Here is a 16,495-nt window from a genome sequence, read left to right as displayed (position 1 = left end):
CGGATCGACGAGGCGGCCAGGTTCGTCCCCATCGAGCAGCTCGCGCTGAGCCCGCAGTGCGGCTTTGCCAGCACCGTCCACGGCAACGACATCACCACCGAGCAGCAGGCCGACAAGATCCGCCTCGCCGTCGATGTCGCCGACGAAGTCTGGGGCTGATCCGCGGCAAGCCCGGGCCAACACTCCCAACTTTGAGCGAAAAGCAGAGCGGACCATCGATCGCGAGTCTCGCGCGTAGGTAGGTGCACGCGGTTCCTGGCGGCATCCTCGGGGCGATTGCGAGGCGTACGACGCCAAGGTTCGCGCCCTTGCGAACCAGATCGACAGCAAGTCGCCCTCCTCGCGCGATTCGAGCTTGAACGGGTGCATCGACATTTTGTATGACAAATGCCAAATAGCGGAACGGTCGTTCGAAGGGTGGGGTCATGAAGGTCGAGTGGGTTGGCCATTTTCTCGCGCCAATGGTCGTTGCCGTCACGGGCGTTGCCGTGGCGGCAAGCCCGGGCAATGCCGCTTCACAGGAGAGCCAGGCGACCCTCGACGGCGGGCAGGTTCACCCGGCTTCATGGCCGGCCGCGAAAAACGCGGGATTGCTCGATCCCGCGACAGAGGCCCGCATCACGCGAATTATGGCCGGCAAGTCGCTTGAAGAGGAAGTCGGGCAGATGATGCAGGGCGATATCGCCTCGATCGTTCCCGACGGGCCCGACATGGCGCATGTCCATCCCGCCTGGGTGCTCTCCGCAACCGGCCCGATGCGGATGAGCTTTTCCCAGATTCGCCTGGTTCCGCAAGCGCCCGGGGGAATTCGCCCCGCCGCGCCGAAGTGAACGCCGGGCGTGTGTCAACCAAGGAAGGATTTCATATGCCTCGCCTGATCCGCGCCTGCCTGATCGCAGCTGCCCTTGCCGGACTTGCCCAGCCTGCCTCGGCGCAGCGCGCTTCGCTGCCGCGGATCGAGTCGGCCGGCGGCCATCACTCCCTGATCGTGGATGGAGAGCCGTTCCTGATGCTCGGCGCCCAGGTCAACAACAGCTCGAATTATCCAGCGATGCTGCCTGAGGTCTGGCCCGTCATCGACGAGCTGCACGCCAACACCGTGGAAGTGCCGGTCGGCTGGCAGCAGATCGAGCCGCAGGAAGGCAAGTTCGATTTCTCCTTCCTCGACGCCTTGCTGCCGCAAGCGCGTGCGCACCACGTGCGCCTGGTCCTGCTGTGGTTCGGCACCTGGAAGAACACCGCGCCCGCCTACACGCCGGATTGGGTCAAGCTCGACCAGAAGCGCTTCCCGCACATGATCAACGCGAAGGGCGAGGTCCACTACGCGCTTTCGCCACATTACCGCTCGACGCTCGAGGCCGACAAGCGCGCCTTCGTCAAACTGATGGAATATCTCAAGAAGAACGATCCGCAGAACACCGTCATCATGATCCAGCCGGAGAACGAGACGGGCAGCTACGGCAGCGTGCGCGACTTTTCGCCAGTGGCGCAGAAGCTGTTCGATGGCCCCGTGCCGCAGCCGTTGCTGAAGCAACTGCACAAGTCGCCGGGCACCTGGCACGACGTGTTCGGCAAGGATGCGGGCGAGTTCTTCCACGCCTGGTCGATCGCCAGCTATGTCAACGAGATCGCCGCCGCCGGCAAGGCGGTGAAGCCGCTGCCGATGTACATGAACGCCGCGCTCGCTTCGGCGTTCGGACGGCAGGACGCGGCGACTTACTCCAGCGGCGGACCGGTTCACTTCGTCATCGACGTGTACAAGGCCGCCGCCCCCGCGATCGATTTGGTCGCGCCGGATATCTATACTCGCGACCACGCGGCGTACCTGGCCTACCTGGGTTTCTACGACCGGCCGGACAACGCGCTGTTCGTTCCGGAAACGGGCAACGACCGCGATTTCGCGCGGTTCTTCTTCCCCACCGTCGGGCGCGGCTCGATCGGCTTTTCGCCGTTCGGCATGGATAATACGGGCTACTTCAACTACCCGCTGGGCGGGAAGGAGCTCGGGCCGGAGACCCTCAATCTGTTCGCCCGAAATTATCGTCTGTTCTCCCCGATGGAGCGCGAATGGGCGCAATGGGTCCTCGCCGGCAGGACCTGGGGCGCAGCCGAACCGACCGATCCCAAGGCCGAACACAGCCAGGTTCTCGACCTCGGCAAGTACAAGCTGACCGCGACCTTCGGCCAGTGGCAGTTCGGCACGGACAAGCCCACCGGCAACCCCGTGCCGACCGGTGGTGTCGCCGTGGCGCAGATCGGCGAGGACGAATACATCGTAACCGGCTTCGACACCCGGGTAGCCTTTTCCCTCGCTCGTCCGGCGCCGTTCGAATCCATGATGATGCTGCGGGTCGAGGAAGGCCATTTCGACGACGGCAAATGGGTGTTTCGCCGCGTCTGGAACGGGGACTCGGTCGACTACGGCCTCAACTTCACCGATCGCGAGCAGGTCCTGCGAGTGAAGCTGGCAAGCCATCGCGGCACGCCGGCGATCCCGGTCGGCAATCCTAACTGATACGACAACGAAAGACCCACCCGATGAGAATTGTTGCCCTCTTCGCGCTCCTCGGCGGGGCCACCGCCGCGCTCGCTGCTCCGCTCGGGGTCGACGCGCCGATTACCGCCCATGCCGTGCTCCAGCGCGGGAAGAGCGTGCCTGTGCGCGGCGAGGCGGTGCCGGGAAGCACCGTGCGGGTGACGTTCGACGGCGTCGAGCAAGTCGCCCGCGCAGACGCCTCGGGGCACTGGCGCGTCGACCTTCCGCCGCACGACGCCGGCGGCCCCTATACGCTGCGCGTGCGCAGCGACGACCAGGCGTTCAGCCTGGAGGACGTGCTGGTCGGCGACGTGTGGCTCTGCTCGGGCCAGTCGAACATGGAGTTCACCCTGCGCCACGCGACCAACTCGGATGCCGAGGTCGGCGGCGCCACCAATCCGCGGCTGCGCCTGCTGACCGTGCCGCGGCAATCCTCCCCCACTCCGCGCGAGAGCTTTTCCCAGCCGGCGAGCTGGCAGCCCTCGACGCCGCTAAGCGCCGGCGATTTCTCCGCCGCCTGTTACCTGATGGGGCGCGAGCTTCAGGCGCACGAGACCGTTCCCATCGGCCTGATCAACGCGAGCTGGGGTGGCTCGGTGATCGAGGACTGGATCAGCCACCCGGCGCTCGCCACGCTCCCCCGCTACCGCCCGAGCCTCGACCTCCTCGCCCGCTACGCCGCCGATCCCGACGGCACCCGCGCGAGCTGGGGGCAAGAGGCACGGGCATGGCTCGGCAAGGCCGCCGATGCGCCCGCCGCCGCGGCGTGGCGGTCGGTCGCGAGCAGCACGCCGTGGGAGACCTGGGGCGACCCCGGCCTCGCCTTCTTCGATGGCGTCGGCTACTATCGCACGCACGTCTCGCTGACCCCGAAACAGGCCGGCAAGGCGACCCTCGCCATCGGCGCGGTCGACGACATCGACGTGACTCGCGTCAACGGCAAGATGGTCGGCGCCGATCAGCCGTGGGACAAGCCGCGGGTTTACGCGCTCCCGGCGGGCGTGCTCAAGGCCGGCGACAACGTCATCGACGTGGCGGCGATCGACACCGGCGGCGGCGGCGGGATGTGGGGCGATGCCCCGCGCAAGCTCACCCTGGCCGACGGGACCGAGATCCCGCTGACCAAATGGACTTTCGCCAAAGGGCCCGCTCTAGCGCAGCTCGGCATGGCGCCCAGCCAACCGTGGGTCGGCGGCAGCGGTCGGACGACGCTGTTCAACGGGATGATCGCCCCGCTGCACGATTACCCGCTGACCGGCTTCGCCTGGTACCAGGGCGAGGCAAACGTCGCCGACGCGCGCGGCTACGCCGAGCTGATGCCGCTGTTGATTTCCGACTGGCGCGCGCGCTTCGGTGCCAAGCCCTTCGCGATGGTCCAGCTGGCGAACTTCGGGCCGATGATCTCGCAGCCCACGAACGACAGCTGGGCGCAGCTGCGCGACGTCCAGCGGCGGGTGGCCGATGCCGATCCCCAGGTCGGGATGGCCAGCGCGCTCGACGTCGGCCAGTTCGGCGACATCCACCCGACCAACAAGCAAGCCGTCGGGCACCGCCTGGCGCTCGCGGCGCGCGAGATCGCGCTGGACGAGGCGGTCGAATCCCGCGGCCCGTCGCCGCTTTCCGTCGAACGCGGCGGTGCCGGCATCGTCGTGCGCTTTGCCCACGGGCCGCTCAAGCTGGTCGCCGGGGGCGAGGCGCTGGGGTTCGAGCTGTGCGACGCGGGGGGCAACTGCCGCTTCGTGCCGGGCAGGCTGGCGGGCGACACGATCGTCCTGCCCGGCGATGCCAACGCGCGCGAGGTGCGGTACCTCTGGCAAGCGAGCCCGCTGGTCAACTTGTACAACTCGAGCGACTTGCCCGCGACCGGCTTCGCTATGCCGATCAAGTAAGCGACCGTGCACCGGCGTCAATTCGTGGCCGCGGCCGGCGCGCTCGCCTTGTGCGGGGCGGCCAAAGGCCGCGGCGCGGTGGCGGCGGCCCGCGGCGAGGGAGCCCAGGTTCCGGCCGATTTTCAAGGGGCTGAGCTACGAGACGCCGCAGCTCTATAACCCCGCCTACTTCGCGCCCACCAACCGCCCGCTCGTCGATCTTATCCGCGGTATCTCCCGGCACGGCGTGCTGCGCTTCGGCGGCTCGCTCTCCGCCTACACCCGCTGGCGCAGGGAAGGCGCCGGCTTCACCTCGGCCAAGGAGGAGCACGCGATCGCGGCTCAGCGCAACTGGGAATGGAAGCTGCTCGACCCGGCGCTGGCGGCGTCGGGCCCGCAAGCCGGCCCAATCACGCCGCGCTCGCTCCATGCGCTGCGCGGCTTCCTCGATGTCACCGGGTGGCGCTGCATCTACGGCCTAAACTTCGGCAGCGGATCGCTCGAACGCGCGGTGGACGAGGCCGATCACGTCGTGCGCATCCTCGGCGCGCGTCTGCTCTGCCTGCAGCTCGGCAACGAAGTCGATTTCTGGGCCGGCAACCCACTGCTTCGCGCCGATCCTTATCCGTTCGAGCAATACTGGCGGGAGTACAAGGCATTCGTCGGCGCGATCCACTCGCGCCATCCGCGCGCTCCTTTCGCCGGACCCGACGCCGCACTGAGCCTGGAGTGGATGGTGCGCTATGCCGAGCTCGCGCGCGACGACGCGCTGTTCGCCAGCGGCCACTTCTACGCAATGGGCCCGGCATCCGATCCAAGCATGAACGCGGAGCGATTGCTGGCACCCGCCAACGCGAAGCTCGAGCAGCAAATGGGGGCCGTCGCGGCGATGACCGCGCGAACGGGAATGCGCTTCCGCCTGACCGAGGCGAATTCGTGCTTCGGCGGCGGCAAGCCAGGAGTCAGCGATGCCTTCGCCTCGGCCCTGTGGGCCGCCGATTTCCTGCTGACCACGGCCAGCGCCGGATACCTGGGTGTCGATCTGCACGGCGGCGGAACGGGTTACTACACCCCGATCGCGGCGGAACCTTCAGGACCGGCGGCGCGGCCGATCTTCCACGCCATGCGCTTCGCAAGTCCGTTCGCCGGCGCGCGGCTACGCCGCTATCCGCTGGCGGGCGCGGCGAATGCCAGCGCCTTCTTCGGCGAGCGCAGGGGAGAACGGCTGCTCGCTGTGGTCAACAAGTCGTCCGCGCCGTTGCCTCTCGAGCCCGCAGGGCTGTCAGACCTGGGCCGCAAACGCCCCGCACTGCTGCTTCACGCGCCCTCGCTTGATGCGCGTAGCGGCACCGTGCTCGAGCCATGGCCCGAAGGCGAGAGCAAGCAGGTAACCGTGCCGCCGTTCAGCGCGGCGCTGATTCGCAGCCGCTAGCGCGCCTCAGCGCCCCATCACGCGGAGCAGCTTCGGCGCCGCGCGGGCCAGCCCTGCGTCGCCACCGCTGGCGCTCAGCGCACCGGCGGCGTCGTCCCACTTCAGCCGCGTCGTCGTGCCCTGGCCCTTTTCGTAGGCGTAGCTCTTGCCGTCGTCGTCGTAGAGCGCGAACTCGCCGTCCTGGCCCGGATAGACGCGGATTTCCTCGATCGGCTGCGGGCTGGCGGTCGACTGGACCACTTTGCCCAGCGGAACGATCGAGCCGGCGCGCACGAACAGCGGTATCTGCTCGATCGGCGTGGCGACCTTGATCCAGCGCCCGCCGGCGATCTTCTCGTTGGTCCAGAAGTTGTACCAGTCGGCTCCCGCCGGGAGATACACGTCTTTTTCGGTCTGCCCCTGCTCGGTCACCGGCGCGACCAGCAAGGCCGGGCCGAACATGTACTGCGTGCCGATGTCGGCGACGTTCGGATCGTTCGGGAAATCCATCCACAGCGGCCGCATGAACGGCGCTCCGGTGTCGTAAACCCGCTTGGCCTGCGAATAGATGTAGGGGATCAGCCGGTAACGCAGGCGGTCGTACTCCGCCATGACCGCCTCGGCCTGCTTGCCGGCGCCCCAGATCTCCGGCTTCGGGCGAAGCCCGTGCAGGCGCAGCGTGGGCAGGAAAGTCCCGTATTCGAACCAGCGGGTGAGCAACTCGGGATAGTCGGAGAATTGCCCGACCATGTCGCGCGCGTCGGACGGATCGAGCAGCGGCGGCTTGGTCGCGTCGGTGGTCGAAGGGAGGCCCTGCCAGCCGCCGATGTCGTTGCCCCAATAGGCGATGCCCGATGCGGTCATGTTGAGGCCGGTCGGGATCTGCCGCTGCAGCGCTTCCCAACTCGGGTAGACGTCCGACGACCAGAACAAGGCCCCCGTGCGCTGCGAGCCGAGATAGGCCGCGCGCGCCAGGATCAGCACTCGCTTGTTCGGTTTCCACGCGCGCATCCCCTGCGCCACGCCTTCGACGTGGACCAGCGGGAAGAGGTTGAAATAGCGGTCGCCCGATCCGACCGAGAAGAACTTGCCGTCGGGCACGAGGTCGGGCTCTGTTTCGTCGAGCCATGGATAGTCGAAACCGTGCGCCAGGATGTTGTCGCGCGCGTGGTCCCAGAACCATTTGCGCGCGTCAGGGTTGGTCGAATCGATCAGCGCGCCGGTCCGGTCCGAGCGAAACGGCAGGCCGTCGACCGTCTGGCCGTCCTTGTCCTTGAGGAAGTAGCCCTTGGCGTCGAGCTCGTTGAAATAGCGGCCGCTGGTCTCGAAGCGCGGCCAGATCGAGACGATCGACTGCAGCCCCATGTCGTGGAGCTGCCTGTTGAGCGCGTCGGGGTCAGGGTACTCGGCGGGGTTGAAATCCATCTGCCCCATGCGGGTCCAGTAGAACCAGTCGACCACCATCACGTCGAGGGGATAGCCTTTCTCGCGGTAGGTCTGGGCCACCCGCAGCACGTCCTGCTGGGTTTCGTAGCGCGCTTTCGACTGGATCAGGCCGAACGCGGCCTTGGGCGGAATCGGTGTCTTGCCGGTGACGCGGGCGTAGGCGGAATAGATCTCCTCGGGCGTCTTGCCGACGATGACGAAGAAGCTGACCCGTTCGCCGACATTAGAGCGGATCGTGGTGCGCCCGTTGATCCCGGCGGAAAGCCAGGTCTCGGACGGGTTGTCCCAGACGATCGCGTAGCCCTTGGATGAGACCAGCACCGGCACGCAGACGGTCTCGCCGGCCGGGGCGTCGTACCAGTGCTTGCAGTCGATCGTGCGCCCGCCCAGATCGAGCGGGCCGCGGCTCTCCTGATTCTGACCCATGCCGTAGTAGTGCTCGTCGGCGGGCGAGGCGAGCGTGATGCCGACCTGATAGGTCTTCTCGCCGTTGACCTCATGCGGAGACATCTCCCAGCCGAGCATCTTCAGTACGGTCGCGCCGCGGGCGTCGGCCACTTGCAGGCCGACCGGAGCCAACGAAGGCGCAAAGTACTTCTCGGAAGTGCCGGGAACGTGAGGCGCAGGCGCGGGATCGAGCTCAAGCTTCATCGCCAGCGAGACGAAGCTGTCACCGCTGGCGGCCGGACGCAGCTGGAACGCCGAATTGTCGGCATTGCCGGGCAGGATGCCAGGCCCGGGTCCCTTGATTGCCTCGGCCTTTTCGGCGGCGATGGTGACGTGCACCACGTTCGGACCATAAGCCTCGAGCGAGACCCAGGCCCCGTCCCGGTCGAGCGTCGCCACCGGCTCCGCGTCGGCGACTCCGGCATATCCCACAAGGAACAGTGAAACCGCCAGAGCCTTGCCCGGTGCGCGCATCTTCAAACCCCCTCCCTCACAATTCCGCCTCTCGTGCGCCACACTCGGCGGCACGATTCTGCCGCAACGGAATGGTAGCGCTACCTCTTTGCGCTCTGTGCCGGATCGCGGCTATCGTGGCAATAGTCAGACAATATAGTCGGCGCGGCCGGTCGCGATGCGGATTAGAAACTGCGCCGCCGTCAGGCTCGGCGATCCCAGCAGCGCGACGAACGCCGCTAGATGGCTTCGGCATTGGGCTCAATGTCGCCTCGCCGGGAAGAGCGGAGAGCGGCGCCCTCAGCGATCCACCTCTACCACGACGACTGATTTCGACGGCAGGTTCAGAATCAGGCCGTTCTTGCCCGCCCTCTGCGCGAAAGGCCGCGGAGCGACAGTGTCGGGGTGGTCGAAGGAGTTGTGGGCGTCGATCTCGTCGGCGGTGAGCACGCTGCCCTTCACCGAGCCTTCGGCACCGAGCTTGACCTGCGCGGCGCGTTCCGGGTCGGCGTTAACCAGCGCCAGCCACAGCTGGCCGTCCTTGCCGCGAGCCGCGGTGGCGTCGACCATTGGCAAAGTCGTGTCGCCGGCCTTGAAGGTCGGCGACTGGATCGTCACGGGGTAAGGCGTCGCGCCCATGAACGGCTGGTACATGTCGAACACGTGATAGGTCGGCGTCAGCACCATCTTCGCACCGTCCGTGAGGATCATCGCCTGCAGCACGTTGATCATCTGCGCGATCGCGCCGAGCCGGACGCGGTCGGAATGGCGGTGGAAGATGTTGAGCGTGGTCGCCGCGGTGACCGCGTCAAGCAGCGAATTCTGCTGGTACAGGACTCCGAGATCCTCCTTCGGATCGCTGTCGAACCAGTTGCCCCATTCGTCGACGAACAGCCCCACCCGCTTCTTCGGATCGTACTTGTCCATCACCGTGCTGTGGCCGGTGATGATCTCGTCCATGCGGCGGGCCCGCTCGATCTGCTTGGCCCAGCCGGCGTCGTCGAACCCGAGAGCGCCGCCCTTCTTGTCCCAGCCGCCGCGCAAGGTGTAATAGTGGAGACTGATCGCATCCATCTTGTCGGCCGCCAGTCGCATCATGGTGTCGGTGAAAGCATAGTCGTCGCCGGACGCGCCGCTCGCCACCCGAACCATCGGGCCGTTCTGCGACGGCGCGCTGACGAAAGTCTGGAAGCGCCGGTGAGTCATCGCCGAGACTTCGGCGGTCATCTCGCCGCCGCAGCCCCAGGTCTCGTTGCCGAAGCCGAGGTACTTGAGGTGCCAGGGCTTGTCGCGGCCATTCGCGCGCCGCTCCTCGGCGAGGGAGGAGTGCGAGGGCGAAGTCATGTACTCCACCCACTGCGCCATCGCCCGCGGCTCCATCGAGCCCATGTTGCCGGAAATATAGGCATCAGCGCCGATCAGTTCGGCAAAGTCCATGAATTCATGCGTGCCGAAGGCGTTGGTCTCCTCGACGCCGCCCCAGCTGGCGTTGACCCGCACCGGGCGTTTGGCCCGCGGCCCGATGCCGTCGCGCCAGTCATACTGGTCGGCGAAGCAGCCGCCGGGCCAGCGGAGCACGGGAACATGGATGTGCTTCAGCGCGGCGACAACGTCGTTGCGATAGCCGTTCGTGTTGGGGATCGGCGAATCCGGCCCGACCCAGATGCCGGGATAGATGCCATTGCCGAGGTGCTCCGAGAACTGCCCGTAGACGGCCGGCTCGATCGTCGGCCCCGGATGCTCCAGGTCGATCGAGACACTGGCGCTTTCGGCCGCGGGCCTGGCCGCCGCAGCGCCCGATGTGCCGAGCATGACGGTACAGGCCAGCGCTGCCGCGGCGGCCTTCAATCGTCCGACGGTCATGACAATAATCCCCTATTGTTGCGGTGCCGCGCAATGGCGCGCGATGAAGTCCTGGTGCCGCGGCATCGCGAGCGCCGTTTTCTCGATCACGTCCCGAATGGACGCGATGAATTGCCGCGATTGAACCGGATCGAAGGCATCGGCCAGCGGATCGTGCGATCGCGGAAACTTGCGTTGGCCCAGCAGCACCGCGATCCAGCTATCGTCGGTGAACAGATCAAGCGGCGTCCGGAACAGCCGTGCCTTGCCAGCCCAAAGCTCGAGCTTTTGCGCCAGAGTGTCGGGTATCTCCATTGTGCGGCAGTAGTTCCAGAAGTCGGAATCGTCGCGCTCCGTGGCCGCGTAGTGGAGGATGATGAAATCACGGATCCGCTCATATTCGTCGACCAGCAGTGAATTGTACTGTTCGATCTCGGACGGATCGAAGCCGCGGTCGGGAAACAACCCCATCAGCTTGAAGATGCCTGACTGGATAAGGTGAATGCTGGTCGATTCCAGGGGTTCGATGAAGCCCGCGGAAAGGCCGATCGCCACGCAGTTCTTCTCCCACGGCCGTTCGCGCCGGCCGGCTTCGAAACGCAAGGTGCGCGGTTCGGCCACGGGCGCTCCGTCGAGGCCGCTCAGCAGTTCGTCGAGCGCGCGCGCTTCGTCGATATGCGCGCTCGAGAACACATGGCCGTTTCCGGTGCGGTGCTGTAGCGGAATGCGCCAGCGCCAACCGGCGGAGCCGGCGGTTGCACGGGTATAGGGGGTCAGCTCCGCTGCGGAGGCACAAGGAGCGGCGATCGCGCGGTCGCACGGCAGCCAGTGCTGCCAGCTGCGATAGGGAATGCCGAGCGTCTGGCCGAGCAGAAGCGAGCGAAAGCCGCTGCAGTCGACAAAGAGCTCGCCACTTACGAGGCGGCCGTCGTTCAGCCGCACCGCCGTGATGAAGCCAGTTCGGGGGTCCTGCTCGACCTGTTCGATGCGGCCTTCGACCCGCTTCACGCCGCCCTCTTCAGCGTAGCCGCGGAGGTAGCGGGCGTAGAGGCTGGCGTCGAAATGAAAAGCGTAGCGCAAGGTCGACAGCACCGCGCCGGGGTTCGAGGTCGGCCAGGTGAAGCGATTGTCCCGCGCCGCGACCACCGACAGGCAATATTCGCCGATGGCGCCCGGTTCGCCAGCAAAGCCTTCGCCTTGGCGGTCCTTCAGCCAGATCTGGTGGAACTTCACGCCGTTGGAGTCGCGCCCGTAAACGCCAAACGGATGGATGTACCGGTCGCCCTGGCGAGCCCAGTTCACGAATTCGATCCCGAGTTTGAACGTCGCCTGGGTCTCGCGGATGAACTCCAGCTGGTCGATGCCGAGCGCGTTGTTGAAGTCGAGCAGTGGCGGAATGGTCGCTTCGCCGACGCCGACGGTGCCGATCTCTTCGGACTCGACGAGGGTGACGCTCACGTCGCCGGCGGTCAGCCGCGACAGCGCCGCCGCCGCCATCCAGCCCGCCGTGCCGCCGCCGACGATGACGACCTTGCGGATCGGATCTGGCGTGCGCTCAGCGGTCATGCCGCGGCCGATCCCGGCGTACCGAAGTCCCGGGTGCGGGCATATTCGACCAGCTGCCGGTTGGTCGGCAGGTTGGCGAAAGCGTACCGTGCCTGCCGCTGCACCTCCGCGAAGGCCGCGCGCGCGTCGTCATGATAGCGGTAGATGCCGGCCTTGGCGCTCAGGTCGGTTTTCCATTCCATGCCGTAAAGGACGTATTGCCAGCTCGGTTCGGTGAAGATGTCGAGAACGGGATCGATGTCGAGCTCCGACGGCGGGCGGAAGCGCCACCGGTCGAGCCGCTCGAGAAGGCTGTTTGGCACGCTCGACGCTTCGGCGTTGTCGCGCCAGAAGGCGGTGTCGCGGCGTTGTGTCAGGCAATAGTGCAGTTTGATGAAATCGAGCGTGCGTTCGTAGCGTTGGCGCATGATCGCGTTGAACTGGCGCGCCGACGTCTCGAAGTCGCCGCCCCATGGGAAAAGGTTTGCGACGAGGCCCGCTGCGAGCTCCGAAAAAACGATGCCGGTCGCCTCGAGCGGTTCGAAGAAACCGCTCGAGAGGCCGATGGCGACGCAGTTCTTCTGCCAATTGACTTCGCGATAACCGGGATCGAAGCGTAGCCGCCGCGCCTCGAGGCGGTCGGCGGCGGGGCCGAGATAGCTTCGAAGCACGACTTCGGCGCGATCGTCGTCGGTATGATCCGAGGAATAGACGTGGCCGGTGCCGCGGCGGCCGTCGAGGCCGATGTCCCAGGTCCAGCCGGCTTCCTGCGCGGTCGAGATCGTATACGACGCGATGGGATCTTTGGCGTGCGAATAAGGCACCTGGATCGCCACGGCGCGATCGCAGAACAATTCCTTGCGGCAGGTTCGGTATGGCACGCCCAGCGCCTTGCCGATCAGCTCGGCGCGAAAGCCCGTGCAGTCGATGTAGAGATCGGCCTCGAGCACGCCATGGTCCTGCGTGCGGACGGCGGCGATGGCTCCGTCCGCGGCCAGCAGCACTTCCGTGACCGTGTCGACCAGGTGATCGACCCCGTTGGCGATCGCCTGATCGCGCAGCAGCTCCGCCAGAGTGATGGCGTCGAAATGGAACGCGTAGTTGAGCGGGCCGACGAAGTTCGGGTGCGTCGGAAGCTTGGGCGCGCGGTTGGCGTCGGCGGCAGCCTTTTGCGGTGAGCTCACTTCGTCCCACGCCCGGTCGCCTGCGGCGCCGAGCAACCAGTACGGCAGCAATTCCAGCCCGCCGGGGCTCTCGGCGACCTGGAAGGCGTGGAAGTAGTGATCCGGGTTCGATGTACCCGGTGGGCGAACCCAATCGACGAATTTGGCGCCCTGCTTGAAGGTCGCCCCGCACCGGCGGACCATCTCGGCCTCGTCGATACCGATCGTCGCTAGCGTGCGGCGGATGGTCGGGAAGGTTCCCTCGCCCACTCCGAGAATGCCGATGTCGCGGCTTTCGACCAGCCGGATCTCCACACCGCCGGGAAGGTCTGCGGCGAGACGGCGGGCCAGATAACCGGCGGTCAGCCAGCCGGCGGTTCCGCCGCCGACGATCAGGATCTTGCGAACATTATCGACCATCTGAACCACTCGAAAAGAGGTGGCGGATCGCTGACCCGCCACCATTCAGGGAGGTCAGAAGGCCACGTTGACGCCGAAGCTAATCCTTCGATCGGCCTGGAACCAGCTGCGAGTGTGCAGTTCCCCGCCGGGATAGCCGCCCATCGAGGTCTTGGTCGTCGTATTCAGCAGGTTGGTTCCCTGGACGCCGACCGAGAGATTGTCGCTCAACTTGAACCTGACGCCTGCATCGAGCTGGCCGTTTGCATCGCCATACACCGGAAGCGACGTCTGAACCCCCAGCCCCGGGGTCCCGGGATTCGCGACAAAGGTGTAGAAGGGACTGGTCCCGTTGGCATTGGTCGATTGCAGGTACCGCGAGCGCCAGGAATAAGCGACGCGCGCCGACAGCCAATTCTTTTCATAGAGCAATGTAACGTTGAAGTTATGCTTCGACAGGCCCTGCAGCGGGGCATCGTTGTGGCTCACGCCGTCGATGTCCTTGTACAGATCGCCCGGATTCTTGCTGTCGATGAAGGTGTAGTTGGCCTCGACACCAAACCCCGACAGAACGCCGGGCAGCATGTCGAAGAAGGTGCGCCCGCCCACTTCGATGCCCTTGACCGTCGCCGGCTTGGCGGCGTTGGCAACGTCGGTTGTCGTCGCCAGTTCTTCCGAAGTCGTGCCATCGGCGAAGTAGACGGTCACCGGATTCCGCGTCAGCGCATAAATCGGCAAATTGGTAACGCGCTTGTAGAATGCCGCGACGTGGACGGTCGTGCCCTGGCGAGGATACCATTCAGCCGACAAGTCGAAGTTGTTCGACATGGCGGGCTTCAGCGTCGGATCGCCGGAACTGGTCGTGTAATTGACGAAGATGGGAGGAAGCTGTGGCGCCGGCGACGGGGGGTTGTTCGGATTGGTCAGTGTTGCCACGCCGAGTGACCCCGATGCCCGCAAGGCATAGAACGACGCATTGTCCATGGTGATGTTGTAGCTGCCGCGGAGCTTGACCGTCTCGCTTGGCGCGAAGGTCAGGTTCACGGAGGGGAGCACTCGGGTGAACTTGTCGCCATCGCTGCGGATTGCCTTGTGCTCGGCAAGTTGCATCACCTGCCCATCGCGGATGAACGTGGAGACGTTCTGCTGGTAGTATCCCGTGCTCTCGTTCCTGAGCCGCACCACGCGCGCACCGACGTTGCCGGAAAGGCCCAGCCCGTCGTCTTGCCCGAAGCGGATCAACCCATAGCCGGCGACCGTCCGCGTCAGATAATCGGTTCGGTCATCGGGCAGCACGAAGCCGGGTTGCCGGTAGCCCGATCCGCCGTAGCCGGTCTGAGAGACGGGGCCTCGCGGTGAACAGTTGAAATAATCGGGATTGCTGCCGCCCCAATCGAGCTGGCCGCAGAAGTCGCCGGGCGAGGCATGGAGCTGCGCCCGGTCGAACCGGCTCACCAGATCGGATGACGGGAAATAAAGGTTCGCCGGAAGTACCGCCTGACCGTGGAAGAAGTTGTCAAAAACATGCAGGTCGACGTCGCCGGGGGCGGCATTGGCGAAGGTCATCTGCGGGTCGCCGTTCCAACCGCGGCCCAGCGCAACCCAGTTGTAGCTATTGTCGAAATCGCGCTCCTTGCGTTCCGCCCAGCGGCCGCCGACCTTGATCGACTTGAAGAAGCTGTCGTCGAACGAATATTCGGCATCGAGCTGCGCCGAGTCGAGGCGACCCTTGTTGTTCGCCTCGTGCGGCATCGTCGCCGCCCACATGTAGTTGGCCGGATCGGCGAAGATCGCTTGCGCCGAATCCGGCACGGTGACCAGCGGCAATTTGCCGGTCAGGTCGAGTCCGAAGCTGCCCGGGAACTGGACGTCGCGAAACACGTCCAGGCGGTGGGAAATCGAGCTTGAGTCGACCCGCTGCAGCGAACCGTGCAGTGCCAGGGGGCTGCCGGACGGCGCCCACTTAAAGGCGAGCGAATAATCCCGGGTGACGGAATTGTCGCGGTATTCGCCCTTGTTACCGCCGCTGGTGATGGGCGAGTTGTTCGGTTGCAGAGTGCTCGGATCGCGCGTGAAGAGCGAGGGGCTGGAGATGAGCGCCCCGGTGTCGTCGAATTTGCTGACCGACGGATCGACTGCAAGACTCTGCGAGGTGACGAACGATCCCCAGTCGCCCGAGTTGTTCTTGTAGCGCGACTGGAAGAAGATTCCCGTGAAGGTCAACGAATCGGCGGGCTCCCATTGCAGCGCGCCATAGATGCCGGCGCGCGTACGCTGGAACTTCTCCTCGCCATAGGTATAGCCGCCGGGGATGAAGTAGTCGGAGGCGCCGATGTGCGTCCGGTAATAGGGTTCCATCCGGAAGAAGTGCGAGTTGGACGAGAGCTCGCCGTACGCGAGATCGACCAGCACGCCGATCTTGCCGATGCCGGTCTGCCAGGTGTCGGTGATCAGAGCCGATCCCGAAAGGTCGGCCTTCTCGGCGAGGTCGCCGGCGCTCATTTCACCCGTCCCGGCGACGTGTAGGCCACCCGAATAATCGAACGGCAATTTCGTCCGCAAGTCGACCTGGCCGCCGGTGCCGCCCTCGATGAGGTCGGCCGTCGAGGCTTTGTAGACGTCAACCGCCGCCATTAGCTCGGGGGTGACGTCGCCCCACAGCAGCGCGCGGCCGTTGTTGGCGCTGAAGATCTCGCGCCCGTTCAGGCGAGAAGCAACCCCTGAAAGACCGCGGACCTGGATGCCCGACCCTTCGATCGAGAAATGGTCCGGATCGTTGATTGCACGGAACTTGACGATCGTGACACCCTGGACGCGCTGCAGCACTTCGGTGATCGAGTTGTCGGGCAGCTTGCCAGCCTCGTCAGCCACGACCGAATCGATGATGGTTTCGGAGCTCTTTTTGCGCTCGTCCGCCGCCTGAAGGGCGGCGCGGCGCCCGGTCACGGTGATGCCGCCCTTGCCGGTGTCGTCCGGCGTCGCTTGGCCGTCGGAGGAATTTCCATCGGCACTGGTCGTGGCAGCAGCCGCATCCTGGGCGTATGCCGACTGCGATAGGGCGAGCCCCGCAATGACCATTGCGCTCGCGCTGACGCCGTGCACCAGATTCGTAAGCCTCATTAACCCCTCCGTTCGATTCCCCGAAAGCGGGCCTAGCCTGGTTGGCGACGTGCCTGCTTCCGTGCGCCAATGAATGTTCCGAAGCTCCGGCGACGCCGGGACGAGCCACGTTTGATTCGATGCCGCTTATTATGTCAGACAACATTTACGAATATGTCGGACAAGTCAATCGGGAAAAGTTGAGGAGATTACCGTTCAAAATCAGCGCTAAGCTTTCGCCGCGCCGCGCTTGCGCCTGAATGGCGGCCGGCCGGCAGGCTCAAAG

General features: G+C 65.6%; 9 protein-coding genes. 4 read left to right on the top strand and 5 right to left on the bottom strand.

Features of this window, described 5'->3' with window-relative positions:
- Positions 1–425 precede the first annotated feature (425 nt).
- The 4 genes from G7B69_RS14065 (at position 426) to G7B69_RS14050 (ending at position 5,836) form a co-directional block, all read left to right on the top strand.
- Positions 426–830 carry a hypothetical protein gene (locus G7B69_RS14065; RefSeq protein ID WP_166180361.1) on the top strand — a complete coding sequence of 135 codons (405 nt, stop codon included), beginning with the start codon at positions 426–428 and terminating at the stop codon, positions 828–830.
- Between the two features lie 35 nt (positions 831–865).
- A complete protein-coding gene (locus tag G7B69_RS14060) occupies positions 866–2,515 on the top strand; it encodes a DUF5597 domain-containing protein (RefSeq protein WP_166180359.1) in 1,650 nt (549 codons plus the stop codon).
- Between the two features lie 23 nt (positions 2,516–2,538).
- The gene (locus G7B69_RS14055; RefSeq protein ID WP_166180357.1) at positions 2,539–4,425 is read left to right on the top strand and encodes a sialate O-acetylesterase; all 1,887 of its coding nucleotides are present in this window, start codon (positions 2,539–2,541) and stop codon (positions 4,423–4,425) included.
- Positions 4,426–4,651: 226 nt separating this feature from the next.
- A complete protein-coding gene (locus G7B69_RS14050; RefSeq protein WP_166180355.1) occupies positions 4,652–5,836 on the top strand; it encodes a hypothetical protein in 1,185 nt (394 codons plus the stop codon).
- Between the two features lie 6 nt (positions 5,837–5,842).
- Here G7B69_RS14050 and G7B69_RS14045 read toward each other — a convergent pair whose 3' ends face one another.
- From G7B69_RS14045 to G7B69_RS14025, 5 genes are all read right to left on the bottom strand, one after another.
- Positions 5,843–8,182 (bottom strand): glycoside hydrolase family 31 protein, encoded by a 2,340-nt coding sequence (locus G7B69_RS14045; protein ID WP_166180383.1) that lies wholly within the window; start codon positions 8,180–8,182, stop codon positions 5,843–5,845.
- A 279-nt stretch (positions 8,183–8,461) separates the two neighbouring features.
- Positions 8,462–10,024, bottom strand: a complete 1,563-nt coding sequence (locus G7B69_RS14040; RefSeq protein ID WP_166180353.1) for an alpha-N-arabinofuranosidase — start codon at positions 10,022–10,024, stop codon at positions 8,462–8,464.
- Between the two features lie 12 nt (positions 10,025–10,036).
- Positions 10,037–11,569 (bottom strand): tryptophan halogenase family protein, encoded by a 1,533-nt coding sequence (locus tag G7B69_RS14035; protein WP_166180351.1) that lies wholly within the window; start codon positions 11,567–11,569, stop codon positions 10,037–10,039.
- Positions 11,566–13,131 carry a tryptophan halogenase family protein gene (locus G7B69_RS14030; RefSeq protein WP_166180349.1) on the bottom strand — a complete coding sequence of 522 codons (1,566 nt, stop codon included), beginning with the start codon at positions 13,129–13,131 and terminating at the stop codon, positions 11,566–11,568. The genes G7B69_RS14035 and G7B69_RS14030 overlap by 4 nt, the downstream gene beginning before the upstream one ends.
- Before the next feature lie 54 nt (positions 13,132–13,185).
- Positions 13,186–16,230, bottom strand: a complete 3,045-nt coding sequence (locus G7B69_RS14025) for a TonB-dependent receptor (protein WP_166180347.1) — start codon at positions 16,228–16,230, stop codon at positions 13,186–13,188.
- Positions 16,231–16,495: the final 265 nt, after the last annotated feature.

The organism is Croceibacterium segetis (assembly GCF_011320115.1).
GTDB lineage: Bacteria > Pseudomonadota > Alphaproteobacteria > Sphingomonadales > Sphingomonadaceae > Croceibacterium_B > Croceibacterium_B segetis.
The sequence above is the reverse complement of the archived record's forward strand: the minus strand, read 5'-3'. Positions and strand labels throughout refer to the sequence as shown.

Excerpts from the sequence above, each read along its gene's own strand:
- G7B69_RS14060 (WP_166180359.1), top strand. The coding sequence starts at position 866 with ATGCCTCGCCTGATCCGCGCCTGCCTGATCGCAGCTGCCCTTGCCGGA.
- G7B69_RS14025 (WP_166180347.1), bottom strand. The coding sequence starts at position 16,230 with ATGAGGCTTACGAATCTGGTGCACGGCGTCAGCGCGAGCGCAATGGTC.
- G7B69_RS14065 (WP_166180361.1), top strand. The coding sequence starts at position 426 with ATGAAGGTCGAGTGGGTTGGCCATTTTCTCGCGCCAATGGTCGTTGCC.
- G7B69_RS14040 (WP_166180353.1), bottom strand. The coding sequence starts at position 10,024 with ATGACCGTCGGACGATTGAAGGCCGCCGCGGCAGCGCTGGCCTGTACC.
- G7B69_RS14030 (WP_166180349.1), bottom strand. The coding sequence starts at position 13,131 with ATGGTCGATAATGTTCGCAAGATCCTGATCGTCGGCGGCGGAACCGCC.
- G7B69_RS14035 (WP_166180351.1), bottom strand. The coding sequence starts at position 11,569 with ATGACCGCTGAGCGCACGCCAGATCCGATCCGCAAGGTCGTCATCGTC.
- G7B69_RS14045 (WP_166180383.1), bottom strand. The coding sequence starts at position 8,182 with ATGCGCGCACCGGGCAAGGCTCTGGCGGTTTCACTGTTCCTTGTGGGA.
- G7B69_RS14055 (WP_166180357.1), top strand. The coding sequence starts at position 2,539 with ATGAGAATTGTTGCCCTCTTCGCGCTCCTCGGCGGGGCCACCGCCGCG.